This window comes from Chitinophaga eiseniae, from assembly GCF_900167135.1.
Classification (GTDB): Bacteria; Bacteroidota; Bacteroidia; order Chitinophagales; family Chitinophagaceae; genus Chitinophaga; species Chitinophaga eiseniae.
The window spans coordinates 735,642-761,310 of record NZ_FUWZ01000002.1 but is presented as its reverse complement, the minus strand read 5'-3'; the positions used below and the strand labels follow the sequence as shown (position 1 = coordinate 761,310).

The 25,669-nt window shown below is 50.5% G+C and carries 16 protein-coding genes; 6 read left to right on the top strand and 10 right to left on the bottom strand.

What is annotated here, in order from left to right:
* Window positions 1-98: 98 nt before the first annotated feature.
* Both B5D63_RS12650 and B5D63_RS12645 read right to left on the bottom strand, forming a co-directional pair.
* Complete coding sequence (locus tag B5D63_RS12650) at window positions 99-470, bottom strand: hypothetical protein (RefSeq protein WP_143312890.1); 372 nt, start codon at window positions 468-470, stop codon at window positions 99-101.
* Window positions 471-793: 323 nt separating this feature from the next.
* Entirely contained in the window at window positions 794-2,857 is a 2,064-nt protein-coding gene (locus B5D63_RS12645; RefSeq protein ID WP_078669157.1) for a M13 family metallopeptidase, read from the bottom strand.
* 167 nt (window positions 2,858-3,024) lie between these two features.
* On the opposite strand from B5D63_RS12645, the gene B5D63_RS12640 reads away from it, so the two are divergent.
* The 3 genes from B5D63_RS12640 to B5D63_RS12630 are packed head-to-tail and all read left to right on the top strand — an operon-like array spanning window position 3,025 to window position 5,185.
* Window positions 3,025-3,501, top strand: a complete 477-nt coding sequence (locus tag B5D63_RS12640) for a hypothetical protein (RefSeq protein WP_143312889.1) — start codon at window positions 3,025-3,027, stop codon at window positions 3,499-3,501.
* A 14-nt stretch (window positions 3,502-3,515) separates the two neighbouring features.
* The gene (locus tag B5D63_RS12635) at window positions 3,516-3,917 is read left to right on the top strand and encodes a group III truncated hemoglobin (protein WP_078669155.1); all 402 of its coding nucleotides are present in this window, start codon (window positions 3,516-3,518) and stop codon (window positions 3,915-3,917) included.
* 11 nt (window positions 3,918-3,928) lie between these two features.
* The gene (locus B5D63_RS12630) at window positions 3,929-5,185 is read left to right on the top strand and encodes a replication-associated recombination protein A (RefSeq protein ID WP_078669154.1); all 1,257 of its coding nucleotides are present in this window, start codon (window positions 3,929-3,931) and stop codon (window positions 5,183-5,185) included.
* Window positions 5,186-5,230: 45 nt separating this feature from the next.
* On the opposite strand, the gene pbpC is transcribed toward B5D63_RS12630, so the two are convergent.
* Window positions 5,231-7,630 (bottom strand): penicillin-binding protein 1C, encoded by a 2,400-nt coding sequence (pbpC, locus tag B5D63_RS12625; protein WP_078669153.1) that lies wholly within the window; start codon window positions 7,628-7,630, stop codon window positions 5,231-5,233.
* 193 nt (window positions 7,631-7,823) lie between these two features.
* On the opposite strand from pbpC, the gene B5D63_RS12620 reads away from it, so the two are divergent.
* A complete protein-coding gene (locus B5D63_RS12620) occupies window positions 7,824-8,879 on the top strand; it encodes a PDDEXK nuclease domain-containing protein (protein ID WP_078669152.1) in 1,056 nt (351 codons plus the stop codon).
* A gap of 134 nt (window positions 8,880-9,013) precedes the next feature.
* Here B5D63_RS12620 and B5D63_RS12615 read toward each other — a convergent pair whose 3' ends face one another.
* The gene (locus tag B5D63_RS12615) at window positions 9,014-14,611 is read right to left on the bottom strand and encodes an alpha-2-macroglobulin family protein (RefSeq protein WP_078669151.1); all 5,598 of its coding nucleotides are present in this window, start codon (window positions 14,609-14,611) and stop codon (window positions 9,014-9,016) included.
* A 181-nt stretch (window positions 14,612-14,792) separates the two neighbouring features.
* Entirely contained in the window at window positions 14,793-16,283 is a 1,491-nt protein-coding gene (locus B5D63_RS12610; protein WP_078669150.1) for an ATP-binding cassette domain-containing protein, read from the bottom strand.
* Window positions 16,284-16,377: 94 nt separating this feature from the next.
* Between B5D63_RS12610 and B5D63_RS12605 the strand changes: the two genes are divergently transcribed.
* On the top strand, window positions 16,378-16,821 hold the full coding sequence (locus B5D63_RS12605; protein ID WP_235021525.1) for a GNAT family N-acetyltransferase: 444 nt from the start codon (window positions 16,378-16,380) through the stop codon (window positions 16,819-16,821).
* An 82-nt stretch (window positions 16,822-16,903) separates the two neighbouring features.
* On the opposite strand, the gene B5D63_RS12600 is transcribed toward B5D63_RS12605, so the two are convergent.
* The 5 genes from B5D63_RS12600 to B5D63_RS12580 form a co-directional block, all read right to left on the bottom strand.
* On the bottom strand, window positions 16,904-17,716 hold the full coding sequence (locus B5D63_RS12600; RefSeq protein ID WP_143312888.1) for a DUF6048 family protein: 813 nt from the start codon (window positions 17,714-17,716) through the stop codon (window positions 16,904-16,906).
* Window positions 17,679-18,194, bottom strand: a complete 516-nt coding sequence (locus B5D63_RS12595; RefSeq protein WP_078669148.1) for a DUF6452 family protein — start codon at window positions 18,192-18,194, stop codon at window positions 17,679-17,681. Before B5D63_RS12595 ends, B5D63_RS12600 begins: the two co-directional genes overlap by 38 nt.
* Window positions 18,195-18,219: 25 nt before the next feature.
* Window positions 18,220-21,099, bottom strand: a complete 2,880-nt coding sequence (gene uvrA, locus B5D63_RS12590; protein WP_078669147.1) for an excinuclease ABC subunit UvrA — start codon at window positions 21,097-21,099, stop codon at window positions 18,220-18,222.
* Between the two features lie 115 nt (window positions 21,100-21,214).
* Window positions 21,215-22,477, bottom strand: a complete 1,263-nt coding sequence (fabF, locus tag B5D63_RS12585) for a beta-ketoacyl-ACP synthase II (protein ID WP_078669146.1) — start codon at window positions 22,475-22,477, stop codon at window positions 21,215-21,217.
* Window positions 22,478-22,771: 294 nt separating this feature from the next.
* Window positions 22,772-23,845 carry a fatty acid desaturase family protein gene (locus B5D63_RS12580; protein ID WP_078669145.1) on the bottom strand — a complete coding sequence of 358 codons (1,074 nt, stop codon included), beginning with the start codon at window positions 23,843-23,845 and terminating at the stop codon, window positions 22,772-22,774.
* A gap of 278 nt (window positions 23,846-24,123) precedes the next feature.
* Here B5D63_RS12580 and B5D63_RS12575 point away from each other — a divergent pair, with 278 nt between their 5' ends.
* Entirely contained in the window at window positions 24,124-25,140 is a 1,017-nt protein-coding gene (locus B5D63_RS12575; RefSeq protein WP_078669144.1) for a LacI family DNA-binding transcriptional regulator, read from the top strand.
* Window positions 25,141-25,669 lie beyond the last annotated feature (529 nt).

The window sequence follows — 25,669 nt, the reverse complement described above, 5'->3', positions numbered from 1 at the left end:
GTGTATGGCGCGTGCCAGGTAACAATCAATCATTGAAAACAGCAGGATAACGGATAGCGCCGGCTATCGGTTTACTGAAAATAATTACACAGACGGAATTAGCAGAGGGGCGGGTGGAAGATGCTGTTGGCTGGACTATGCGTGGGTTTCATCAGATAGAATGCCGTAAGTTCGGTGGTGATATCGAAGCTGGGTTCCCCGCTGGAGAAAACGACCTGTTCACAGAATAAGGTAACTTCTTTGTTTTCTTTTTGCGCGTAGGGATTTTTTTGTTCCTGTTGTTCTTCCCGTTGTAGCTGTTTGCGCAACTGGCATTTACCATTACAGTGCATGGCCGGGTTGCTCCTGTTTTCGCAAAGATTGGCGGCAATGTAGGCCTGGTTTATCTTGTAGCTGATAAAGACCACTGCCGTGCCGAAGTTTTGCAGCAGGATGATGAAACATAATAATATGCAGAAGAGTTTTTTCACGCGCTGCAAAAATAGATATTTTCATGGTAAAACATTCGTCCATTTAGCAAAACTGATATAAATCATACTATTTGTTCATTTGGCTATTTTGTTATTTGGCTATTGATATTTAGGGATTTTTTGATTTACAATTTTTTGATTTCGGCTGTTGATCTGATTTTCTATTGTTCTATTTATTTGATTTCAATGTGGTAACATCTTCTGTAATAATACAAACGCCTGCTGTGAGCAACAGCAGGCGTTTGCACTGGTTATTAATTATATTGATCTTCGCTTTTATCTCCGTGAATCAGGGAAATCAGCAATAATCATGTACATCAAAGTTACCAGATGACCACTCTTTCAGCATCCGGTAATGACATTTTGCTACCGGGCTGGCATCCCCATGCTTCCTGGAATTCTTTCAGGTGCGGTAAGGGGCCATTGATACGGTCTCTGGCCGGAGAGTGCGGGTCTGTCTGGATTTGCTGGCGGAGAGCAGCGTCGGTGATGTTGCCGTGCCATACCTGTCCCCATCCGAGGAAGAAACGTTGCTGCCAGGTGAAGCCATCAATTGGTTTGGGCTCCTCTTTACCTTCGAAAGATTTTTTCAGTGCGTAGTAAGCGAGGGTGAGGCCACCGAGATCGGCTACGTTTTCACCGATGGTGAGTGCGCCGTTGATTTTCACGCCGGGCAGTGCTTCGATGTTGCTGAAGTAGTTGATATAACGTTTGGTCAGTTTATCGAAGTTCTCGCGGTCGGTTTTGGTCCACCAGTTTTTGAGGTTGCCATCAGCGTCGAACTGGGAGCCCTGGTCATCGAAGCCGTGTGTGAATTCGTGGCCGATCACCGCGATGATGCCACCGTAGTTGATAGCGTCGTCGGCGTTAGGGTTGTAGAACGGCGGCTGGAGGATACCGGCAGGGAACACCACTTCGTTGTTCAGTGGATTGTAGTACGCGTTAACGGTTTGTGGTGTCATGCCCCATTCGCTTTTATCCACGGGTTTACCAATTTTGGCGATGTTCTCATGGTGGTCGTAGAGTATAGCGGAGATGGCGTTTTCCAACAGGGTACCTTTATCGACCTGGATAGAGGAGTAGTCTTTCCATTTGTCGGGGTAACCGATTTTATAAGTGAAAGAGGCCAGTTTTTTGTGGGCCATCTGTTTGGTGGAGTCGCTCATCCAGGTGAGTTTGTCGATACGTTCACCATATACGGAACGAACGTTTTCGATCATCTGGGATACTTTCTCTTTGCTGCTTTCCGGGAAATATTTTTTAGCGAACAGTTTGCCCAGTGGCATGCCCAGTTTGCCGTCTGTAGAACGGATAGCTCTTTCAGCGCGGGTTTTCTGTGCTTTTTTACCGGTCATCACGGTACCGAAGAAATGGAAGTTCTCTTCATCAAAGGCTTTCGGCAGGTAGCCGGCGAAGCTGGAGAGGAGCTGCCATTTGGTATATGTTTTCAGTATGTCGATAGGCGTTGCTTTGAGCAGTTTGCCGGCATTGGTGAGATAACCTTTGTTCTGGAGAACGAGGGTATCTGTTTTGATGTCCTGCTTTTGAGCGAAAGCATCCCAGTCAAAGTCAGGCGCCAGTGTCTTCAGTTCGCTGAAAGCCGCCCTGTTATAGGTTTTAACCGGGTCGCGCAGCTCTACGTTCGTCAGCTGGATTTTAGCCAGCCCGGTTTCGAGGCCGAGGATGGTGGTACCGGCATTTTTTTCGGGGAAGCCCGCAAGGGTGAACATTTTGTCTACGTGTTTAACAAATTCGTCCCGCACATTTTTGGTGGCGGAATCCTGTTGCATGTAGTAGCTTTTTTCACCAAGGCTCAGACCGCTTTGTCCCTGGTAGAGGACATTCATTTTGCTGTCTTTGGCGTCAGCGTCAGCGCCGAATCCGGTAAAGGTAGACACGCCTATTTTCTGGAGCTCACCGGTTACAGCGGCCCAGTCAGCCAGCGTTTTGATGGCGTCAATTTTGTCCAGGTAAGGTTTCAGGGGGGTGATACCTCTTTTTTCAATGGTAGCGGTGTCCAGGAATGAGGTGTAGTAGTCTGCGATCTGTTGCTCTTCAGTGCCTTTTTTCAGGTCAGTTTTGCTGGTGAGTTCAGCGATAATGCTTTTGAGGCGAACTTCCTTGTTCTGTTTGTCGAGGATACCGAAGGCACCCCAGCGGCTTTCGGTAGACGGGATAGGATTGTTCTTTTTCCAGCCTCCGTTAACGTAGTTGTCGAAATCATCGCAGGCTTTGTAAGCAGTGTCGATGTCTGCGAGGTTAAAGGCCGGGACTTTGGCTGTGTCGGTGGATGCCTCCTGGTGTTGCTGCGTGGAACCGGAGTTACAGGCTGCGAAGGTGACCATGGCAGCCAGTAACGGTAGTTTTACCGCATTGTTTTTCTTCATATGTAAAACAGGTTTAGTGTTTAAAGTTATGGAAAAGCGGGCAGCAAAAAACAGGGCTTTTGTATGAGCGGCAAGGTTTATGTTAAGTATTGCTAGATAAGAAGCCCGATTTTCTCTCTAAAATAGGTAGGAATTAGGTAGGTTTGTGTCGTTAAAAAAAGCTTTTGATGAGTTTGATGTTTAAATTATACAGGATTTTCACCGCCCTTGCCTTGATGATAACAGGTCTTTTTACTTTTTTGGGGGTGTTTATGGTCATCTCTGCCGGCTTCAACCCTATGATGCTGGTGTCTGTCATGATCTGGGGCGCCTGTTTTATACATAGCGTTTTGTCATTATATCTTCAGCGTAGCCTCTTGTTGCCCGAGATTCCCTTAAAGGAGAATACGCCCAGCGGTATCCGGATCATGGGAGTGATCACCCTGCTTTTCGGGGCGTTGCTGTTTTTACTCGGTGTCGGCCTGCTGGCATTGCCACCGGAAGTGAAAAAAGAGGTGGTACAGCAATTGGGGGCTGATAATACGGCTATATTGACACCGATGAGCGTGATGTTCCTGCTCATCAGTTTTATCCTGACATTCAATGCCAACCTCTCTTTCCGGTTCCTGCGGGAATGGACACAACGGAATGAAGGGAAGCAGTAAACGACCATTTGACGATGGAAAGGAAGCTGATAACCAGCAGGGCGGATATCCAGTTGTTGGTAGACCGCTTTTATGAGAAAGTGAAGGTGGACGATGTTATCGGCTATATCTTTCAGGATGTTGCCCGGGTGGACTGGGACAAACATCTGCCCATTATGTACGACTTCTGGGAACAGCTGTTGCTCGACAGTAACCGTTATGGCCGAAATACCATGGCGCCGCATTTTGCGGTGAACCAGAAAGTACCGCTTCAACCGGCACATTTTGACCGTTGGATCTCCCTGTTTGAAACGACGGTAAACGAGCTGTTTACCGGTGAAAAAGCGGAACTGGCTATCAGCCGCGCCCGCTCTATCAGAGATATTATGCCAGTTCAAAATGCAGCAGATCAATCAATCCAAATAATCATCCTGTAGAATAAAAGTGTATGCAACCATTAGCAGAACGGTTAAGACCTGTGACGTTAGACGAACTGGTGGGGCAGGAACATCTTACCGGAAAAGACAGTATCCTCAGAAAAGCCATTGAGCAGGGGAAAATACCTTCCATGATCCTGTGGGGCCCTCCCGGCGTAGGCAAAACAACCATCGCCAATATCATTGCACATACCCTTCAGGTCCCTTTTTACACGCTGAGCGCCATTTCTGCCGGTGTAAAGGAAGTAAGGGAAGTGATAGAAATGGCCAGGCGCCAGCGGCATGCCGTACTCTTCATCGATGAGATCCACCGGTTCAACAAATCCCAGCAGGACGCGTTGCTGGGGGCTGTGGAGAAAGGCATCGTGACGCTCATCGGCGCTACCACCGAAAATCCTTCCTTTGAAGTAAATGCGGCGGTGTTGTCGCGCAGCCAGGTATATGTACTGCGGCCGCTGGGCAACGATCAGCTGATGCAACTGCTGCAGCAGGCGATGGAGCGCGACGAGTGGCTGAAGACAAAAAACATCGAATTAAAGGAAACGGCCGCGCTGTTCAATATCTCCGGCGGTGATGCCCGTAAGCTGCTCAACCTGTTTGAGCTGGTGGTAGGCACGCTGCAGGAAGATCCTGTTATTATCACCGATCAGAAAGTGATGGACATCGCGCAGCAGCGTGTAGCCATCTACGATAAAACAGGGGAACAGCATTACGATATCATCTCTGCTTTTATCAAAAGCATCCGTGGCAGCGATCCCAATGCTGCCGTGTATTACCTGGCCCGTATGATAGAGGGTGGTGAAGATGTGAAATTCATTGCGCGCCGTTTGGTGATACTGGCCTCTGAAGATATTGGCAATGCCAATCCGAATGCGTTGCTGCTGGCGACCAGTTGCTTTCAGGCAGTGAACCTGATCGGCTATCCCGAGTCGCGGATCATCCTGTCGCAATGTGTGACATATCTCGCTTCTTCTGCCAAGAGTAACGCGTCTTACATGGCGATCAACGCAGCGCAGTCGCTGGTAGCGAAAACCGGCGACCTGCCGGTGCCCATGCATATCCGTAACGCCCCTACGAAAATGATGAAGGAAATGGATTATGGCAAAGGCTATGCTTATGCGCATGACTATGACAATAATTTTGTGATGCAGGAATTCCTGCCGGACGCCATCAAGGGCACCAAGCTGTATGATCCGGGAAAGAATGCGCGGGAAGACGAGCTACGGCGGCATCTGAAGCAATTGTGGAAAGACAAGTATAACTACTGATCATAACAAAAAAGCGAGGACATTGTCTTCGCTTTTTTTATGTACTTATTGTTCTTTTTCTTTTTCCAGTATTTCGAATGTCTGTTCAATCCTTTCCCCGTTTTCATCCACCAGGGTGATGGTATGTTTTCCTGCCGGCGGATGCAGCGCCATCTGGTGGAATTCCACCGTTTCTCCGATGAAGTTGTTGTCGAGGTGCCAGAATATTTTGGCGGTACTGTTGCGGTGTGTGGCGGTGAAGATAGTTTGACCGGGTTGTCCGTTCAGTTCTGTCGGCACAAAGATGCGGGCATTGGGCCGCGGATAGATCAGTTCTATCGGTGCGCGGTCCTGCCCCAGGGAGGCGATGCAATCCGGCTTGTAAGGCGGCAGCGGCGCGTAATAGTTTTTGCTGCGGTAGTAAAACTCTTGTGACGGCGGCAGGATGAACCATGACTTATGCTGCATGTATTGCGGCGATTCACAGTTTTCCGTTACCCGCCATTGACCGGTGCGGTCCAGGTGTACCAGCTGGTGATAAGGACATACGCCTGAACGGATGCCGGCGGCCGGCACATAGATGGAGTCTTTTTCATCGCAGAGTTCATTGGCGCGATAGCCGCTTTTGCGGCACACCTCTACTTTCCGCAGGTGGGCGGTAGGTGTGGTGAACCAGCTGCCGGTGCGTAGCAGCCTGAATACATCGAAGAGGATGGGCGCTGCGGTGGACACGCCGATGAGGCCGGGGCGGCCCTCCCCGTCCGCATTGCCAACCCATACGCCGACCACATATTTGGGAGTGACGCCGATGGCCCATCCATCGCGGAAACCGAAGCTGGTGCCTGTTTTCCAGGCAATGCGCTGTGAGGAAGAAAACTGTTGCCACAGCAGTTCCTCGCCAGGGCGCATCACTTCTGTCATCGCTTCAAAGGCATACCAGATGGAGCCGGCATCGAGTACGCCATCTTTGCTCAATCCATGTTGTGAAGGACGTTGCATGTCTGCCTGATAGTTGGGCGGATGGATGTCGTCCATATCATATTTGCCGTGGTACTGGTCGAGGTGAATGAGCGTACGGGCCATGCTGGCGTACATGCCGCACATCTCCCATAGCGTGGTTTCTCCGCCGCCGAGGATTAGCGACAGGCCGTAGTGATCGGCGGGTTTCGTGAGCGTGGTGATGCCCATTTTCTGCAGCAGCGTGTGAAAGCGTTCGTAGCGGTACATCTGCAGCATTCGCACCGCCGGGATATTGAGTGAGCGCGCCAGCGCGCGGGAAGCAGGCACGGCGCCATCGTAGCCGAGGTCGAAGTTCTGCGGCGAATAGCCGGCTATCTGTGTGGGGATATCCGGTATCAGGGTATTGGGCAGTATCAGTCCGTCGTTGAGCATGGCTGCGTACAGCACCGGTTTAAGCGTGCTGCCGGGACTTCTCCTGGCCTGTATAATGTCCACATGGCTCTCCAGTTCTGGATTGGAGGGATTGTAAATATTGCCCACATAAGCGAGCGTGTTGCCTGTTTCCACATCCAGCACCAGTACGGCGGCGTTGTTGATGCCGTTGGCCTTGTAGGCGTTGTGGTATCTTTCCGCGATGGCCGTGACGTTCTTTTGTAGCGGTGCTTCCACGGTGCTTTTAATGCGGGTGGGGCCATCTGACTTTTGCTGCTGATAGTCGAGCCGGAATCGGTCCAGCAGGTGTGGCGCATCCTGCGGCAATGCCAGCGGTTGCGCCGGCAGCGGTTCCAGTTTGGCCAGCTGACAGGTGAGGCTGTCGATGGCTTCGTTGCGACACAACTTATCCAGCAGCTGGTTCCGTTTGCTGAGCAGCGTGTTCCGGTTACGGCCGGGATGCACCAGCGCGGGGCTGTTGGGCAGTACCGCCAGCGCCGCCATTTCTCCCCATGAGAGCTGGTCGGCCTTACGGCCGTAGTAGCGCCAGGAAGCGGCTTCCAGTCCTACCACGTTGCCGCCGAACGGTGCGTTGGCAGCGTACAGGGCGATGATTTTCTTTTTAGAGGCTGCAAACTCAAGACGGGTGGCAAGTACCGCTTCCACCATTTTCTGCCAGAAAGTACGGGGCTGATTGCGGGAGATACGGATGACCTGCATGGTGAGGGTGCTGCCGCCGCTGATGACTTTCTTGCCCCGCAGGTTTTGCCGGATGGCACGGCTTACCGCCAGCGGGTCTATCCCCCAGTGATAATAGAACCGTTTATCCTCGTAAGCAACGATACATTTTGCAAATTTCTCCGGCACGTGCGGGTTGTACGGGAAGCGCCATTGCCCGTCAGGCGCGATACCGGCGTTGAGTAAATCGCCGTTTACATCTTCCAATACAAAGGAGGTCGGGCTGGTAAACAGTTGGCGGGGCAAACAAAAATAGTAGGCAATCAGTAATACACCGGCAGCGGTAAGCCACCATTTTCTTTTTTTACACCATTGCCTGAAGCGTTGAAATTTCATCCGAGTTAAACGTATTGTCGTTGGGGTTAATGTTTCAAGATATTTAGTTTGTTCATTTTGATCGGTTCGAATTCATTTGCGCTGATCCGTTCATTATCACCTGCAAAATGAACAGGAGATTGTGTTTCCGGATACTTAAATTCGAAGCTTCTTTTTGAAAACCATATCCAATTAACCCGAAAAATCTTTTTCTATGACGGAGCAATTTACGGAAATAGTGACGCTTATTAAGCGGTCGCAGTATAACACGCAAAAAAATGTAAACATTGAAATGATTAACCTTTACTGGCAGGTGGGAGAATATATACATAAGAAGATAGAAAATGCTAGTTGGGGTGAAGGGATGGTTATTGAGTTAGCATATTACATTACCAAGAAACACCCCGAATTGAAAGGATTCAATCGTGTTGGTCTTTACAGGATGTTACAGTTTTATGGATTTTATTTGTCATATATTGAAAATGCATCTGCGAAAAATATTGAAAATCAACAAGAAATTGTCTCATCACTGATGAGACAATTTACAGATATTCGTAATACAATGCTTGTGAAAGTTTCCTGGACGCATCATTTAACGCTTATGGCTAAAACAAAATCCAGGGAGGAGTCAGAATTTTATCTGCGTTTAAGCGTGCAGGAAAATTACTCTGTCCGCGAATTGGAAAGGCAAATCAAAAGCTGCCTGTACGAGCGAGTGAAGTTAGGAGAGCACCAGTCACCAGTATCAGGCACCAACATTAAAGGTGATGAAAGCCTTCTCTTTAGAGACAAATATGTGTTCGAATTTTTAAATCTCCCGGAAAACCATAGTGAGAAAGACTTGCAACACGCGCTCATCAGTAAAATCAAAGACTTTATCCTTGAGTTAGGAGATGGCTTTACTTTCATCGGGGAAGAATACCGGGTAACGGTCGGAGGCACGGACTTTTATATCGATCTCTTATTTTTCCATCGCGACCTGCAGTGCCTCGTAGCCTTTGAATTAAAAACCACCGACTTCATGCCGGAGTATCTGGGTAAGCTGAATTTTTACCTGGAAGCCCTGGATAGAAAAGTGAAAAGAGAACATGAAAGACCCAGCGTAGGAATTTTGTTATGCAGGGACCAAAACAAGGAAGTGGTAGAGTATGCTATGAACAGAAATTTATCGCCTACGATCATTTCGGAATACCAGACTTTTTTGCCGGACAAGAAGATATTAGAAGAAAAAATGCACGAACTGTTCGAGCAAAGCGCTGAAAATCAGTAAGAAATTGTGCCATCACTGATGGCACAATTTAAAAATAATCATAATGTTTTGCAGCTTCGTTAACTATTAAACATAAAAAAGCGGCCATCTCCTGAAACGAGATGGCCGCTTTTGCGTTAAAAAGAAATATCGTCTTATTTTACCACTTCTACCCATTTGCCTGTTGCGAAAGCGCTGATGGTATTATCATACATCGCTTCGCAGGAAACGGCCGGGAGGTAGTACCGTCCCAGGTATGCGGCATTGAGCAGCACATTGTAGGTGTGGGTTTTGTTTTCCTCAATGTTAAAGTAAGTATACACCCTGTCATCGCGTATATCCATATACGTAAGCGGTGAGGTATGGAAGGTACTGTCGTTTTCCATAAGGCGGGTATTGAGTATTTCCCAGCCTGACGGGAATATCTGTGACAGCGCCATCTGCTCGTAGTAGCCGCGTTTCCCCGGATTTTTGATCGTGACGGTCGCCATGAAGTCGCTGCCCTGTTTCAGGGTAGCAGGATCGAGCGGTTTGCCGTCGCGGGTGCTGTAGCGTACCTGGAGGTCCAGTACGTCAGGGTTATTGCTGGCCACCGGTTCCTGTCCGGCTTCCGGCTGGCCGCGCAGAATGAGGCGTACATACAGTAAGTTCTGCCCGTTGTTCTGCAGGGTTACATTGCCTTGTGAGCCGTTGAAGGTAACAGGTACCTGTGTTACAAATGACTTGCCGTTGACGTTGCCTTTAGCGCCGTTGAGCGTATAGCTGAAGTTCATCTTGCTGCCGTCTTTGTTGCTGCCGCAGAATTTGGCGATGGCGATCAGCGCATAAGCGGTGGTTTGTGTGCTGTACCACTGGTCGTGTTGGGACAGGTGCATGGCAATTTGTTTCACCAGTTCGTTGGCGCGGTTACGCTGGCCCAGGATCGTGAGCGTTTCAAGGATCATGGCTTTATCGCGCAGGTCGGAGCCGAAGGTGCCTCCGAGCTGGCTGTACGGTTTCACTTCTGTATTCAGGTTTTGTACCAGTGAATTGGCTACTTCCGGCTGGCCGGCCAGTTTGTAGGCGGCTGCCAGTCTCCATTTGCCTGGTGTAGAGAGATATTTGAATTCTTTCAGCCGGTTCATGGCGCCTACTTCCGGCACTTTGGCCAGTGCCAGCAGGTACAGGCGATAGGCCTGAGTGAGATCGCCGCCATAGAAGTTCTGGGTGTTGGGCGCCCAGGTAGTGGCTTTATTGCGCTGGTATTTTTTCCACTGGTCCAGCAGGCCCGGAGGCAGGGTATATCCTTTGGCCTGTGCTTCCAGAAGGAAGTGGCCGGCGTAGTTGGTGCCCCATTCATCGGACTGTGCATAACCTGGCCAGTAGCTGAGACCGCCATCTGAAGCCTGGAAGCCTTTGAGCCTGTTGATGCCGGCTTTTACGTTGCGGTCTATCTCTGCCAGCTGGGTTTCTTTCAGGTCCATCAACTGATTGAGCGTCAGCTGCGGGAATACGCCGGAAGTAATCTGTTCAACGCAGCCGTGCGGATAGCTGATCAGGTACTGCAGGCGTTTGCCGAGGTTAAGCGACGGAATGGTGGAGACTTCCAGCACGCCGGTGTTGGTGCCTGCCATGCCTACAGGGCTGAAGGCGGTATTCCAGCCTTTGCCTGCTTCCAGCGTATAGTCGATTACGTTAGTGATCGTTGGATTGGGGTTACGGACGTCCATTTCAATGGCTTCTTCCGCTTTTTCGGCGCCGCTGCTGGCGGTCACCTTGATTTTCGCGATACCGGTCTGTGGTTTCACTTTCACATCGAAGTACACCATTTGTTCGCCCGGTTGCGGGAACGTAACGGTTTTGGTGCTTTCGCCTACCACTTCCAGCAGGGGGCTGGTGCTGATGGTCACATTGGCGGAGCGGATATTCGGCTCAAGGCCGAACACAGTCACTGGCACCTGTATAGTTTCAGACGGTCCCAGTACACGCGGCGCAGTGGTCAGCAGCATGAGCGGCTTTTTCACCGCCACTGCTTTCTCGGCGAAACCATAGGCGCCTTCCTGACCGGCCACCACCATGGCTTTTACGGAGCCGATATACGGCGGTAGTTTGAATTTATGCGTTTGTTTCTGGCCTCCTTTGAGGTAGAAAGGTCCCATGAATTTAACGACCGGTTTAAAGCGGTTGGCTTTGGCAGCGCCGGCGTTTTTATTCAGGCCCTCGTCACCACCGATGCTCAGGATACGTTCGAGGTCGGAGCCGTAAGCGCCCACCACAAAGTCGAACAGGTCCCAGGTTTTCACGCCGAGCGCTTCGCGGGCATAGAAGGAACTATGCGGGTCCGGAGTTTTGAAGCGTGTCAGGTCCAGCAGTCCTTCATCCACGATGGCGATGGTATAAGTCATCGGCTTGCCGTTACTTTCACTGACACTGATGGTGGCCTCTGATTCCGGCTTCAGCTTGTCGGCCATGCTGATCACTGGTTTGAGGATGGTACCGGGATCTTCCACTGTAATGGGAATAGTGCCATACATACGGATCGGCAGGTCGTTGATGGTTTGCGCATGTGGTTGCAGCAGGGTAACGTTGACGTATATATTGGGCGTCATGTTCTTTTCTGCCTTGAAGCGGAAAGTGGTTTGTCCCTGCTGGGTATTGATCCAGAAAGTTTTGAGCACCTTGCTGCCGGATTCAATGCTGATCAGGCCCCTGCCGCCAGCGCTGCTCGGGATGGTGAGGTTGACGTCCTCTCCGGCCTTGTAGTGCTGTTTATCGGAAGTAAATACCAGCATGGCAGCTTCTGCAGGATTTTCTTTCTGCATACGTTCTGCCCATCCGGGCCAGTCTATGTATACGGACTTACCGGAAGTATGACCGCTCTGCAGGTCTTTTACACGCACAAGGTAACGGCCCCAGTCAGGCTGATTGATACGCAGCGACCATTGACCTTTACCGTTGTTCAGGGTGACGGTTTCCTTGCTCAGGAGCTGGTTGTAGCTGTCCTGTGTGAAGTTGGAATATTCGGATTCTCCCTGGTCCCACCACCATCTCCAGCGTACTTTATACAGTTCTACCTGTACCTCGCGGGTGCCGGTGGTAAGGCGGCCGTTGTCGTCTACATCCACAATTTCAACGGTATGAGATTTGTCTGTGAGCAGCATACCGGTGGTACGGTCGCCCTCCGGTAACCGCAATCCCACGTAGGAAGTGAATGGATTGTAGGGCATGGAGAAGTGGTCGATGCTGAAATCGCCACCCGGCTCAAATACTTTTACTTCGAAGTTGGCTTTCAGCTGCCCGGGCGCCAGTTTACCGAGTTGAATATCGGTTTTGATGGGCGCGGAACCTGTTTCGCTCAGCGGTCCTTCGAAGATGGTTTTGTTTTCTGTTTCAAAATGGGTTACCGGGTCATCAAAGGTGAAACCGGAGAAATTTTTAAAGCTGGTAGACGCCTGTATCAATGTCACATCTACCTTGGCTTTCAGGTGCTGGGCAGTAGCGCCAAACATCCACATGGCCGAGAGATTACCGGTGGTACCGGTTTTGGACAGCGCGGTATTGCTGCCAAAGTCGATTTTTATCTTCAGCCTGTTAGGCTTCACGGTTTCTATGCGTACATTTTTCTGGAAGGTAGCGCCGCCTACTTTTACTTTAGCTACCCAGCTGCCGGTAGGGTCTTCCGGTTGGGTAGCGGTGGCGAAGCTATAAAAACCGTTCAGGTTCTCATGCTGGTTGATGCGCTTGTACAGCTGGCCTTTAGGATTGTACAGTTCCAGGGTGACAGGGTGGTCTGCCGGAAGCTTTTTGTCTTTGTCTTCCAGCATAAACGTCAGGTAGATGGAATCACCGGGGCGCCACACGCCTCTTTCACCATAGAGGAATCCTTTGATGCCGCTCTGTACTTCCTCGCCCTGTACATCAAAGCGGCTCAGTGGCAGGGAGTTGCCGTCATCCAGTTTGAGGTAACCTCTTTCATTGTCTTTTTTCGCGATCAGCAGGTAGGGCTTGCGTTTCAGATCGAAGGTAGCCATACCTTCGCCGTCGCTCTTGGTTTTGAAGATCACCTGGTGCTGGTAATCGAGGAGTTCCAGTTCAACGCCGGTGAGCGGTTTGGTGTCGCGTATATCCGTTACCGCTACCAACATGCTGTTGTTATTGCCTCTTTTGGCAATAAGGCCAATGTTGGAGCAGATCACGTTACGGGATGCCCATTTGTCTTTGTTGTAGTAGGAATTGGAGCAGGCGTCGTTACGGCGGTTCCAGTTGTATCCGTATGGATAGTAGCTGTCATAGCGGTTCCAGAAGTCGTCGTCCTCGTCGAATTTTCCACTGTCATTGTAACCGTAGTATTCACTTTCATCTTCTTCGCCGGCTTCTTCACCATCTTCGCTGGTGCTGTCTGCTTTCTTCACTTCCGTGCAGGCGGTGAGTGCATAAGCTTTGCGGAAACCGATGGTGATGCGGTAAATAGCGCCGGGTTCGGTGCGGAGCAATTTATCGAGATCGAGGAAGAAGCGGTTTTTCTTGTGAAGGTTAACGGATTTATCGGTATCCAGCCGGATGGTTTTTTCTACCACGGGCTTGCCTACACGTCGCAGTTCCGCATCGCCGTCGAGGTTATTGGTCTGCAGGTATTGCGGTACATTGTTTTCGTATATTTTGATGATGGTGACGTCTACCGCGTTGAGGTTGACGGCTTCGAACGGCATCACCAGTTTATTGCTTTCGGGGAGGATCACGCCTTTGCCGGGAATCGTTACGGCCGGCATGGTGTTCTCGAAATTCACGTTGGCGCTGTAGGATTTACCGAGGCGTTTGTCGGTGATGTTGATAACACCTTCATTGATCACGGCGTTATAGGTGCCTTCGAGGCGAACGGGCGAATACACTTTTACTTCGCTGCCGTCGATAGTGTAGCGGAGGTCACCCTGACCACTGATGCCGATGAGGCCTTCAAGGCTTTGCGCTACGCTGACAGGATCAGAGAATTGCACCAGCAGGTGTTGTTCCGGGTCAGACATGGCTTTTACGTCCAGTACTTTGAAATCACCTACGGCTGGGACCTCCACGGTTTTTTTACCGCTGTTGTCCACTTTGAGGGCGGAGCCGTCCCAGCTGAGTTCCAGGTTCCGGGCGATATTGGCGCGGTCTATATTGGCGATGGTGAATTTCGACGTACGTTCGCCGGCGTTATGCTGCCAGGTGACCGGCAGTGTTTTGCCGCCATAGCGGGCGGTGATCAGTTTTTCGATGGCCTGCGGCGTTTCCACATCGGCGGTATACACGGCGCCGGTGTAGGTCATCTTATCCAGTGTGGTGTTGGTACTGGCTTTCAGTCCCGACATATCGAGCGAGAAGGAAGGTTTGATAACCTTAAACTCGAAATCGAAAGATTTCAGGTCTGAGGGCACGTCCATGATCTTGCCCAGTTTAAAATTGGCCTGATAGGTTTTGCCGGGTTGCAGGTTCTCGTCGGGCCTGAATTCGATGGTGGTGGCGTCTACCCAGTAGGATTTCCCTTTGATGGAAGGGGAAAAGTCGAACACCTCTTTATCAAGTGGTTCGTTCTGGGTATGTGTCACGTTTACCTGCCCGGCCAGTTGAATGCGGATGGGGCTTTGTTTGGAGATGATACCGGCTGTATAGGCGTCAATATACTTCGCGAATCCGGGGTTCATCTCTTTTTTGGTGGTTCGGCAGCCGCTGATCAGCGACAGTGCCACCAGGGAAACAAATAATGCTACTACAGCAAATAGCCGTTTTGTTGGGTGCATCAGGAAAGGATTATGGTGATTAACGATTCCTGGCGAAGATCCGACTATTTTTTCATTTATACATTTATATATTTGGTTATTTGATTTACGGATTTGGGGATTTTTTGATTTTGGAATTTAAGGATACATGGTTTTTATTCCCCAAATTCCAAAATCAAAAAATCCCCAAATCCGTAAATAATTATATCATCCTGCCGTTGGCGAGGCGCATGAACTTATCTACACAGTTGGGCAGTTCTTCTTCGTAATGCGTTACATAGATCAGTGTTACCGGCATATGGTCACAGAGCATTTCGATGACTTTTTTGAAATGCTGTTTCTGTTGTTGGTCCAGCCCCTGGCAAGGTTCGTCGAAGATGAGCAGCGGCGGATTTTTGACGAGGGCCCTGGCGAGCAGGCAAAGGCGCTGGGCGCTTTCGGGCACTTGTTTGAAGGGTGCTTTCTGATGCCCGTCTATTTCCAGTATTTCCATCCATGCCCTGGCAATGTCTGTTTGTTCCGGAGTGGCTGGTTTAGTGCTGCCGATGATGTCGGTGAAACCGGAGCAGACCACCTGCAGGCAGTTATCGCGGGAGGTGAAGTACTGGTGCAGCTCCGGCGACACGAATCCTGTTTTTTTCTTGATATCCCAGATGCTTTCGCCGCTACCCCTGCGGCGGTCGAACAACCAGAGTTTGTTGGCATATGCCTGTGGATTATCGCCATTGATGAGGCTCAGCAGCGTGGATTTACCGGCGCCGTTATGTCCCAGCAGCGCCCATTTTTCGTTGGGTTTTACCGTCCAGTTGATTTGATCGAGGATGGTGTTTTCGCCATATTTCACACGCACGTCTTCCATCTTTACGATGGTTTCGAAGGTGGCTGGCTGGTGCTGTTGCAGGATAGCGGCTATTTTCTGCGTCTCCATGGCTGGCAGCGGCAGGTCCGGCACCTGTGGAAGCGGTAGTTGTACAAATTCACTACGGGTATATTTTCCGGTGATGGCGCCGTTTTCCAGTGTCAGCACGTGGGTGATGTGTTCCGGTATTTCCTGTGGGGAAGTGGCCAGCAGCACAGTAGAGCCGTTGCGGATGATTTCATTGATCATTTCGGAGAAGTCCTTCCGCGTTTGTACGTCCAGCCCGATGTAGGGGTTGTCGAGCATGAGCAGCTGTGGTTTTTGCAGCAGGGCCCGGGCGATCATCACGCGGCGCGTTTCCCCGTTGGACAGTTTGATCAGCCGTTTTTCCATGAGCGGCGCTATTTTCAGCGGCCTCACCAGGTCGGGGACCGTGGTGATATCAAGGTATTCGCTGACGGTAGGGGAATTGTCGGCGTCCATACTATTGAACCGCTGCTGGTAGTAGAAGTCGGTGGTGGTATTGGATAAATTACGGAAAGTATGATGATGGCCTACCAGCGCTATCAGGTTGCGGTAGTTGAAGTAAGGGTCGGTGACGGTGTTTTCTTTTCTCCAGTCATCGTAAAAATGATAGTGGATGCCGCCGTTGATAATATTGAACTTGCCAAGGACTGTATTAAGCAGTGCTGTTTTGCCGGCACCGCTGGGGCCTGTGATGGCCCATTGCTCGTTTTGCTGTATGTCCCAGTTGAGGGTGTCGAAAAGTGTTTTATCGAGATATCTTACAGTGATATGTTCCAGGGAGAGGAACGGGCGCTTTGTTTCTTCCATGATTTCCTGATTGGGCTAAAGAGGCTTTGTATCGTCTATAAAATTAACAGGAATATTGAAAGCTTCCAGTATTTTTATGATAAACCGGCTAATGATGATCTGGACAATTAAAGCATTTGATGAACTGACGGTACAGGAATTGTATGACGTACTGCATTTACGCAATGAGGTATTTGTGGTGGAGCAACAGTGTGCTTATCAGGACCTGGATTACTCCGACCAGAAAGCGTTGCATCTCATGGGACGTAATGCGGAAGGGCGACTGGTGGCGTATACCCGCTTGTTCGGGCCGGGTATTAAATATCCTGAGGCCTCTATCGGGAGGGTAATCACCTCGCAGCTGGCGAGGGGTACCGGCGCGGGCAGACAGCTGATGGAAAAGTCTATTGCAACTGTGGAAGCAGCTTATGGTAAAGGGCCCATAAAAATAGGCGCGCAGCAATATCTGCACCGCTTTTATACCTCACTGGGCTTTGAGCAGACCAGTGATACGTATATGGAAGATGGCATCCCTCATATCGAGATGGTAAAACCTTAACTGCCATCATACAGGGAGGGCTTTCGTGTAAGTAACCTACGTCGCTTACAGGAAAGCCCTCCTTGTTGTTTATTACCAGCATTTATTTTTTCTTCTTTTTGTCTTTATCGTTCGGCAGTTTTATATGTTCCGTTATTTTATAAAGCGGGAACAGGTAGGATACGGTGTACCGCATGTCGAACACCGCTTTTTTGGAGCCGCTGCCGAAGCCGGGGATCACCAGTGGGGTAAATTCATCAGACTTGACGTTGTTGATCATGATGCGTTCGTGCAGGCTCCAGCTCAGGAAGAAGTTTTTGAGCACTTCCGCTTTAAGTCCCAGTACCAGTTCCACCCAGTGGGCATTGACATTGGTTTTGGGAATGGAGCCGGTGAGGTTGTTTCCCCAGTAACGGTCATTTATTTTATAGGTCGGCACCTCGTAGGTGAGGTGAGAGAACCCATAGCGGATACCGCCAAAGAACATATTTTTTTCGGAGGGGTACAGTCTTTTCAGGAAGTTATAATCTATTCCGAGGGAGATGAACATGCCACTGCCTTTGTAGGTGTAGTTGCTATCGCTGTGGGGAGTATTGGTATACCCTATTTCCGCCGCAGCATACAGGTTGCTGTTCAGGCGGACATCTGCCACGGCAGTTCCTTCTTTCCGGTAGGGATAATAGATGGAAGTCACGATGCGGCTCAGGTCCAGTCCCACGCGGAGACCTCCCTGCATGTGTACGACGCTGTCTTTCACGGGGATGATGGCCGTGGTGTCCTTCGCCGGTTGACGGGTAGTATCTGTTTTGGCGGCAGCGGCTTTAGCGGCTGCCGGTTTGGCCGGTGTTTGCGCCTGTGCGGCGAGGCTCAACAGGATACTACAGATTAAAGAAAAACAAAGTAAGGTGCGTATCATTACTGCTGTTGACTACCTTTGAATTAATAACTACAGAATCGATGGTATGCCGGGTAGCGATAACGGTATCCAGCGTAAAGGTGGTACCGAATCCACAGCCGGCGGATATGAATTTTTTGGTCCGGGAGTATTTAAACCTGAGCGTATCCGGCGTAAGGGTGGAGTCTACGCGCAGCGCGAAAATACAGCTGTCCGCCACCGGCGAGAAGGGCAGAAAGATTTCTTTCTGCGGCTGCCTTCTGTAGAGGGAGTCCATGTTGACGCCGTTGTTGATGGCATAAACGGATACTTTGGGCATAATGGTGTCGCGTACATTATGCAGGAAGGTGGTATCGTTTATCCGGCGGACGGAATCACGCTGAAAACGCACGCGGAAATCTGCCCGGAGTGCCTGGTCGCACACCTTGGTTTCATTCTCACAGGCGATCATGCCGGCAAGCACGGCGCAGGTAAGTAATATCTGGTATAACGTTCTCATTCCTTGGTTTACGGTTGGCAAGATATTAAATTCCCAGCTCCTTTTTGAGGAAGCGGGCGGTATGGCTGTCTTTACAGGTGATGATCTGTTCGGGGGTACCGGTACAGAGGATGGTACCACCGCCGGCGCCGCCTTCGGGGCCCAGGTCTACGATGTAGTCAGCCATTTTGATGACGTCCAGGTTATGTTCTATCACCAGTACGGTATTGCCGCGGTCCACCAGTTTATTCAGCACTTTGAGCAGCAGCACGATATCCTGGAAATGCAGCCCTGTGGTGGGTTCATCGAGGATATAGATGGTTTTGCCGGTATCTTTCTTGGACAGCTCCGTCGCCAGTTTCACGCGTTGCGCTTCACCGCCGGAGAGGGTCACGGCAGACTGGCCCAGGGTGATGTATCCCAGTCCCACGTCCTGTAGCGTCTTGATTTTGCGGTGTATCCAGGGCACGGCCTGGAAGAATTCGACGGCTTCATCCACCGTCATGTCCAGCACGTCGGAGATAGATTTTCCTTTGTAGCGGATCTCCAGTGTTTCACGGTTGTAACGGCGGCCGTTACATTTTTCGCAGTGCACATATACGTCCGGCAGGAAGTTCATTTCGATAACGCGCATGCCGCCGCCTTCACAAACATCACAGCGGCCTGTTTTCACGTTGAAAGAGAAACGGCCTGCGTTATATCCGCGGATCTTGGCTTCCGGCACGGAGGCGAAGAGCGTACGGATGTCGGTGAAGAAACCGCAGTAGGTGGCAGGGTTGCTGCGGGGGGTACGGCCGATGGGTGACTGGTCTATTTCGATCACCTTATCGATATGTTCCAGGCCTTTGACGCTTTTATACGGCATTGGTACCGCTTTGGAGTCATAGGCATGTTTGGAGAGTATCGGGTACAGTGTTTCATTGATCAGCGTGGATTTACCGCTGCCGGAAACGCCGGTCACGCAGATAAAAGTGCCGAGGGGCAGTTTCAGGTTGACGTTTTTCAGGTTGTTGCCGGTAGCGCCTTTCAGTTCCAGGCTGTTGCCATTGCCTTTGCGGCGTTCGGCGGGTATTTCCATCGCGCGTTTACCGTTGAGATATCCGGCGGTGGGCGTGTTGAGTTTGAGTATCTGGTTGGGCGTGCCCTGCGCGATGATCTGGCCGCCGTGTTTGCCGGCGCCCGGACCGATGTCTACCAGGTGGTCGGCATGGAGCATGATGTCTTTGTCATGTTCTACTACGATCACGGTGTTGCCCATTTCGCGGAGGTTGCGGAGGGCATCGATCAGCTGCATATTATCACGTTGGTGCAGGCCGATGCTGGGTTCGTCGAGGATATAGGTGATGCCCATCAGCTGGGACCCTATCTGGGTAGCGAGGCGGATGCGCTGTGATTCGCCGCCGCTGAGCGTGCGGGTGGGCCTGTTGAGCGTCAGGTAGTTAAGGCCGACGTTGAGCAGAAACCCGAGACGTTCGCGTATTTCCTTGAGGATATCTTTGGCGATGGCGTTTTGTTTTTTCTCAAGGCGGTCTTCGATGTTGCTGAACCAGTTCAACAGGTGGTCCAGGTCCATGTTACCCAGCTCGGAAATATTTTTCTCATCTATTTTGAAGTAGAGGCTTTCTTTTTTCAGGCGGGCGCCGTTGCATTCCGGGCAGGTGCTGAGCGCCATGAAGCTTTCGGCCCAGGAGCGCACGTGGTCGGAGCTGCTGTCGTTGAAGTAGCGGCGAACGGTGTTGACCACGCCTTCAAATTCAGTGGAATATTTGGTGGTATCGGAGCTCTCATCGAAAGAGAGGTCTACTTCCAGCTTCCCGTTTTCGTCGCCGTACAGCAGTACGTTGCGGGCTTTTTCGGGGATGGCGGAGATAGGTCCGGTGAGGGAGAATTTATATTTTTTTGCCAGCTGCTGCACCTGTTTGTAGGTGAAGGTATCTCTGGCTTCGCCCAGTGGTTTAAGGCCGCCGCTTTCGATGGAGGCGCTTTCATCGGGGATGATGGCGTCCATATCGATCTGATAGATGGTGCCGAGGCCTTTACAGCGCGGGCAGGCGCCATAGGGTGAGTTAAAGGAGAAGGTGTTGGGCGATGGCTCTTCGTAGGAGAGACCGGTTTCTTCACACATCAGCTGTTTGCTGTACTGGCTTACCTTGTTGGTATCGTTATCCATGACAAACAGGAGGCCTTTGCCCATGGTAAGGGCTTTCTGCACGCTCTGGCTGATGCGGGTGCGGGCATCTTCCTGCACCTGTATGCGGTCTATCACCAGTTCGATATCGTGGATCTTGTAGCGGTCTACCTGCATTCTTTCTTTCAGGTCGAGTATTTCGCCATCCACCCGTACTTTGAGATAGCCCTGTTTGCGTACCTGTTCAAACAGTTCGCGGTAGTGCCCTTTACGGCCGCGCACCATAGGTGCGAGGATCACGAGTTTCTTTTTGGGATAGTGTTTGAAAATATGCTCCTGTATTTCTTCTTCCGAGAAGCGCGTCATGCGCTTGTTGGTATTGTAGGAGTATGCCTGGCCGGCGCGGGCGAAGAGCAGGCGGAGGAAGTCATAGATTTCCGTGATGGTGCCTACTGTAGAGCGCGGGTTTTTGTTGGTGGTTTTTTGTTCTATGGAAATAACGGGCGAAAGGCCGGTGATTTTGTCCACATCAGGTCTTTCCATATCGCCGATAAACTGGCGGGCATAAGCGGAAAAACTTTCCATGTAACGGCGTTGTCCTTCAGCATATATTGTATCAAAAGCCAGGGAGGATTTTCCACTTCCGCTGATGCCGGTGATGACAACCAGCTTATTTTTGGGCAACTGCAGGTCGAGGTTTTTCAGGTTATGCTCCCGTGCGCCAAATACTTCAATCTGGTCATCTGCTATGATTTCCGGAGCGGGAGCGGCGGTTACATTCTCTTTTTTCTTTGCCATAATATTAAACTACTAAGCTACGCCATAATTACGAATTGAAGGGGCATAAAAAAAGAGCAGCGAAGACCTTTTTTGGAAGATCTTCGCTGACAGCTATTTCTGAGCAGTTACCTGCTTATTTGGTATATTTTTTAAATACCACGATGGCGTTGTGGCCGCCGAAACCGAAGGTATTGCTCATGGCAATATTTACCGGACGGCTTTGTGCTTTACCCAGGGTGAGGTTCAGGTTGGTAGGGATACCTTCGCCCAGCACGGTGGTGTTGATGGTGGGAGGAACGATATCTTCCTGTGTGGCTTTGATGCAGGCGATGGCCTCGATAGCGCCGGCAGCGCCCAGCAGGTGGCCGGTCATGGACTTGGTGGCGCTGATATTTACTTTTTCAGCGTGGTCACCGAAGGCCGCTACGATGGCTTTCAGCTCGCTCACGTCGCCTACCGGTGTGGAGGTGGTGTGGGAGTTGATATAGTCTACGTCGGTAGTGCTTACGCCGGCGTCTTCCAGTGCCTGTTCCATACCCAGTCTGGCACCGAGGCCTTCAGGGTGGGTGGCGGTGAGGTGGTAGGCGTCGCAGGTCATGGCGCCGCCGATCATTTCACCGTAGATGGTAGCACCTCTGGCGATAGCGTGTTCGTATTCTTCGAGGACGATAGCGCCGGCGCCTTCACCCATTACGAAGCCGTCACGTTCTGTATCGAACGGGCGGGAAGCGTGTTCCGGATCTTCATTGCGGGTAGACAGCGCTTTGAGGGCGTTAAAGCCTGCGATGCCTGCACGTGTTACGGGTGCTTCGGAACCGCCGGCAACGATGGCGTTGGCCTTACCGAGCCGGATATAGTTGAAAGCGTCTACCAGGCCGCTGGAAGAAGAAGCGCAGGCAGACACGGTGCAGAAGTTGATACCCATGAAACCGTATTTCATGGCGATCTGTCCTGCCGCGATATCGCAGATCAGCTTGGGAATAAAGAACGGGTTGAACTTAGGCACAAAGTTGGCCTGGGTAAATTCAACGATCTGTTCTTCGAACGTGAGCATGCCGCCGTTTCCGGAAGCCCAGATCACGCCTATTTTGGTTTTGTCAATTCCTTCCTTGTCGAGGCCGGCGTCTGCTACCGCTTCATGGGCAGCTGCCATCGCGTACTGCGTGAAGTTGTCCATTTTGCGGGCCTCCTTCTTTTCCATATATTTTTCCACATCAAAACCTTTGACTTCACAGGCAAATTTGGTTTTGAACGCTGTGGTGTCAAATTTTGTGATGGGCCCGGCGCCGCTCACGCCTGCCTTCAGATTGCTCCAAAAAGTGTTTACATCATTCCCGATAGGTGTTAGCGCTCCCATGCCGGTAACCACAACCCTTTTCAGTGTAACAGTACGCATATTTTTTACTTTAATAAAAAAAGTTAGAGCGCAAATTTAGTTACTTATTGTTATAGATAATCATATTCATTAAGATTATATGGCATAACTTTCTCTTTTTCGATATAAATTCAGTATGGTAGCGGTTTTTAGGGTGTATGGAGCAGTGCCGGAAAAGGGGAGAATGTTATAAAGTGTTAATTTTTGCCATCCGGCAAGGGGAAAAAGCCCGGTTAGCAGTCCTGAAAAGGCAAGTGCCCTGCTGGTGGACAGGGCACTTGTGTTATATCAACAGTAATATAATAGCGCAGGCATTTATGCAGCGGCCGCAGCGGCAGTCTCAGGTACGGTATTGATGCGCAGGGTACGTTGCTTCAGGAATGAGATGATTTCCGCGTCTGTCTGAAACCTGTCGCCGATGTTGACAAAATGTTTGGCCAGCAGGTCATAACGTTTGGTCATCAGCCATAACCATACATGCAGGAAGTGGATGCCGTCAAATACGATGGCGTCGTTGGAAATATATTCATCCAGCGTTTTACGGAAATACACCGGATGTTCTGTCCAGTGCATGCTGGGTTTTACGTGGTGACTGATATGATAACCATCATTCCAGCATTTATGGTTGTATTTGGTATTGATGCAGGTAATACTGTTTTTGTAGCTGTTGTCAGGATCCTCAGCGTCAATAAAAGCGTGCTGCGCCCAGTTGCCCACCATCATGATAATACGGGAGATAATAAAGGGCAGGATGAACACCACAAAGGTGGCCGGGAAATTAATGAAGGAGAGGCCTACACAGGCGCCGATAAACAACATTTCGCCACGGACCAGCTTCACCATCAGTTTATTCCTTTTTTTCCGGATATGGTATTTGGCAGTGTCGTAAACGCCGAAAGTCACGAAAGACCAGAGATAATGCAGGAATCCCCGGAAGGAGTCGCGTTGGTACATCATGGTACAACTGTCATCGTCCGGCATATTGTTTTCCGGGTGGTGCATCCCGATATGATGGGAGTAGTAGGATTCCGGTGTTTGTCCAAACAGCGGACCTATCGCCCAGGGAAGGTAGTTGTTGAGAAAACCGTATTTCTTTTCAAAGAAGGCACGGTGGCTGGTGCAGTGCAGCATCAGGCCAAAAGGGCCTTTGAAGGTAATGTTGTTAAAGAACTGGTAGGCAATGGCGGCGGTCCACCAAAGCCAGTTATTGACACCCGGCCAGTACATCAGAATAGCCAGCGGCCAGAGGGTGAAAGTAATTTTTAAGGTAAGGTATACAAAGGGAAGATCACGCTCGTCACGGATCATAGACTTGAAAAGCCTGTCGAACACAGTCTCCCGTGCAGGTTTAACGTAAACAGGATCAGTAAGATGGGTGAGTTGCTTCATATTGCGTATTAAAAGGTCAAGTTGGCTACAAACCAGTTGTAATTGGCAGATACGCCGGTACTTATATTTTACTAATATTTGTATAACGCATATTGCAGGCTGATAGTATCCACATGCCCGGCCGTGCTGCTGTAAGATACCCATTTTAGGGAGAGTTTGAAATGTTTTAACAGTTTTTTGTAATTTCCGGCCCCGTGCATCCCTTCCCATACCCGGCAACCAAACCTGTAATTTTAGGCGGCGATGTAACGGAAAACCAATCAAACTAACAAGCACGAATGAAGAGACTTACGCTCAAGGATGTCGCTAAAATGGCCGGTGTGGCACCTTCTACAGTATCTTTTGTACTCAACGGGAAGGGGAAACAGATGCGGATACGGGATGAGGTGGCGGCCAAAATTATGCAGGTAGTGGAAAAATCTGGTTACGAGCCCCACCGGGTGGCGGTCAATCTGCGCACCGGACAATCCAAAACACTTGGACTGATAGTGGAAAGTATCTCCGGCAGTTTCTTCGCCAGCCTGGCTAAAACCATTGAAACGGAAGCCGAACTGATGGGCTATAACGTAGTGTACTGCAGCACGGAAAACAACGCCCAGAAAGGTGGAGAGCTGATACGGATGCTCGGCCGGCAGATGGTGGACGGCTATCTGATTACTCCTGCGCCCGGTATGGAAAAAGAAATACAGCAGCTGGTACAGCATCATAAGCCTGTTGTGCTGATGGACAGCTATTTCCCGGCTATCAAAGCGCCTTATGTGCTGATTGATAATTTCGGAGGCGTACAGCAGGGCATGAAACACCTGATCGAAAAGGGGTTCACCCGTATCGCCTTTGTAACGGTAGACGTGAAACTGATACAGTTGCAGGAACGCCTGCGGGGTTATGTATCCACCCTTAAAGAGCATCAGCTGCCCCTGCGTAAAAAACATGTGCTGCACCTGAAATATCATAAACTCAGGGAGGACGCCCTCCGCGAGATGCGGCAGTTCATTGAGAGCAATCCCGATCTCGAAGCGATATTTTTTGCCACCAACTATCTCGGTATCCTCGGCCTGGAAGCCATTGCCAGTCTGGGCCTCCGCATGCCTGACGACCTGTCGGTGATCTGTTTCGACGACCATGATATTTTCCGGCTGTATCCGCCGGGCATCTCTGTGATAGAACAACCGATAGAAGGCATCGCTAAAACCGCGATCGCCATGCTGATGCAGCAACTGGGCAAAAAGCCGGCGCCTGTCAAAAATCCGGCGGTAGAGCTGCCGGGACGGTTTATTGTGCGGGGATCGGCGTAACCCGGGTCCGTATGAAGCCCGGGTAGTGCAATGACGGATTATGATGCAGGGCATGGCGGGCTTCCCGGAAACGTGCTTTAGCCTGTGGCGCATGAAGAATACCTGTTAAGCATCGGTAGGGGAATCACCCTGAGGGTTTATTGTATGCGTGGGAATAGCCTGCTGTATCAGTTTGTGAAATAGCCGGCCGCAGCTCCCCTCGGGACGCTCCTTCCGGGTGTCGGGGAACAGCCGGGCCACGCCGTTTATCCCTTTTCCGGTAAAAAAAAGGACGATACCTGCGATAGATCCAAAAATATGTATACATTTAAAAACTGTTTCCGGGAAGGAAAGTGCGTTGGGAAGGCCTGGAAACAGACAAAGGATTCTGTGAATCTTTTTTTTCTGTACAGATGCTAAATCGATTTTTCTAATAATTGCGCGTAAAACAATACCGGCTGGCGAAGCGGGAAAATATCCGGCCGCTGCTGAACATCATAGTTCCTGCGCCGCTGTTGGCGGATATTGCTTTACGAAGAAACAACAACAC

Bases quoted from the DNA above. Each gene is read 5' to 3' on its own strand.
- B5D63_RS12640 (WP_143312889.1), top strand. From the start codon at position 3,025: ATGAGTTTGATGTTTAAATTATACAGGATTTTCACCGCCCTTGCCTTG.
- B5D63_RS12575 (WP_078669144.1), top strand. From the start codon at position 24,124: ATGAAGAGACTTACGCTCAAGGATGTCGCTAAAATGGCCGGTGTGGCA.
- pbpC (WP_078669153.1), bottom strand. From the start codon at position 7,630: ATGAAATTTCAACGCTTCAGGCAATGGTGTAAAAAAAGAAAATGGTGG.
- fabF (WP_078669146.1), bottom strand. From the start codon at position 22,477: ATGCGTACTGTTACACTGAAAAGGGTTGTGGTTACCGGCATGGGAGCG.
- B5D63_RS12600 (WP_143312888.1), bottom strand. From the start codon at position 17,716: ATGATACGCACCTTACTTTGTTTTTCTTTAATCTGTAGTATCCTGTTG.
- B5D63_RS12610 (WP_078669150.1), bottom strand. From the start codon at position 16,283: ATGGAAGAAACAAAGCGCCCGTTCCTCTCCCTGGAACATATCACTGTA.
- B5D63_RS12615 (WP_078669151.1), bottom strand. From the start codon at position 14,611: ATGCACCCAACAAAACGGCTATTTGCTGTAGTAGCATTATTTGTTTCC.
- B5D63_RS12595 (WP_078669148.1), bottom strand. From the start codon at position 18,194: ATGAGAACGTTATACCAGATATTACTTACCTGCGCCGTGCTTGCCGGC.
- B5D63_RS12645 (WP_078669157.1), bottom strand. From the start codon at position 2,857: ATGAAGAAAAACAATGCGGTAAAACTACCGTTACTGGCTGCCATGGTC.
- uvrA (WP_078669147.1), bottom strand. From the start codon at position 21,099: ATGGCAAAGAAAAAAGAGAATGTAACCGCCGCTCCCGCTCCGGAAATC.
- B5D63_RS12630 (WP_078669154.1), top strand. From the start codon at position 3,929: ATGCAACCATTAGCAGAACGGTTAAGACCTGTGACGTTAGACGAACTG.
- B5D63_RS12620 (WP_078669152.1), top strand. From the start codon at position 7,824: ATGACGGAGCAATTTACGGAAATAGTGACGCTTATTAAGCGGTCGCAG.
- B5D63_RS12635 (WP_078669155.1), top strand. From the start codon at position 3,516: ATGGAAAGGAAGCTGATAACCAGCAGGGCGGATATCCAGTTGTTGGTA.
- B5D63_RS12580 (WP_078669145.1), bottom strand. From the start codon at position 23,845: ATGAAGCAACTCACCCATCTTACTGATCCTGTTTACGTTAAACCTGCA.
- B5D63_RS12605 (WP_235021525.1), top strand. From the start codon at position 16,378: ATGATCTGGACAATTAAAGCATTTGATGAACTGACGGTACAGGAATTG.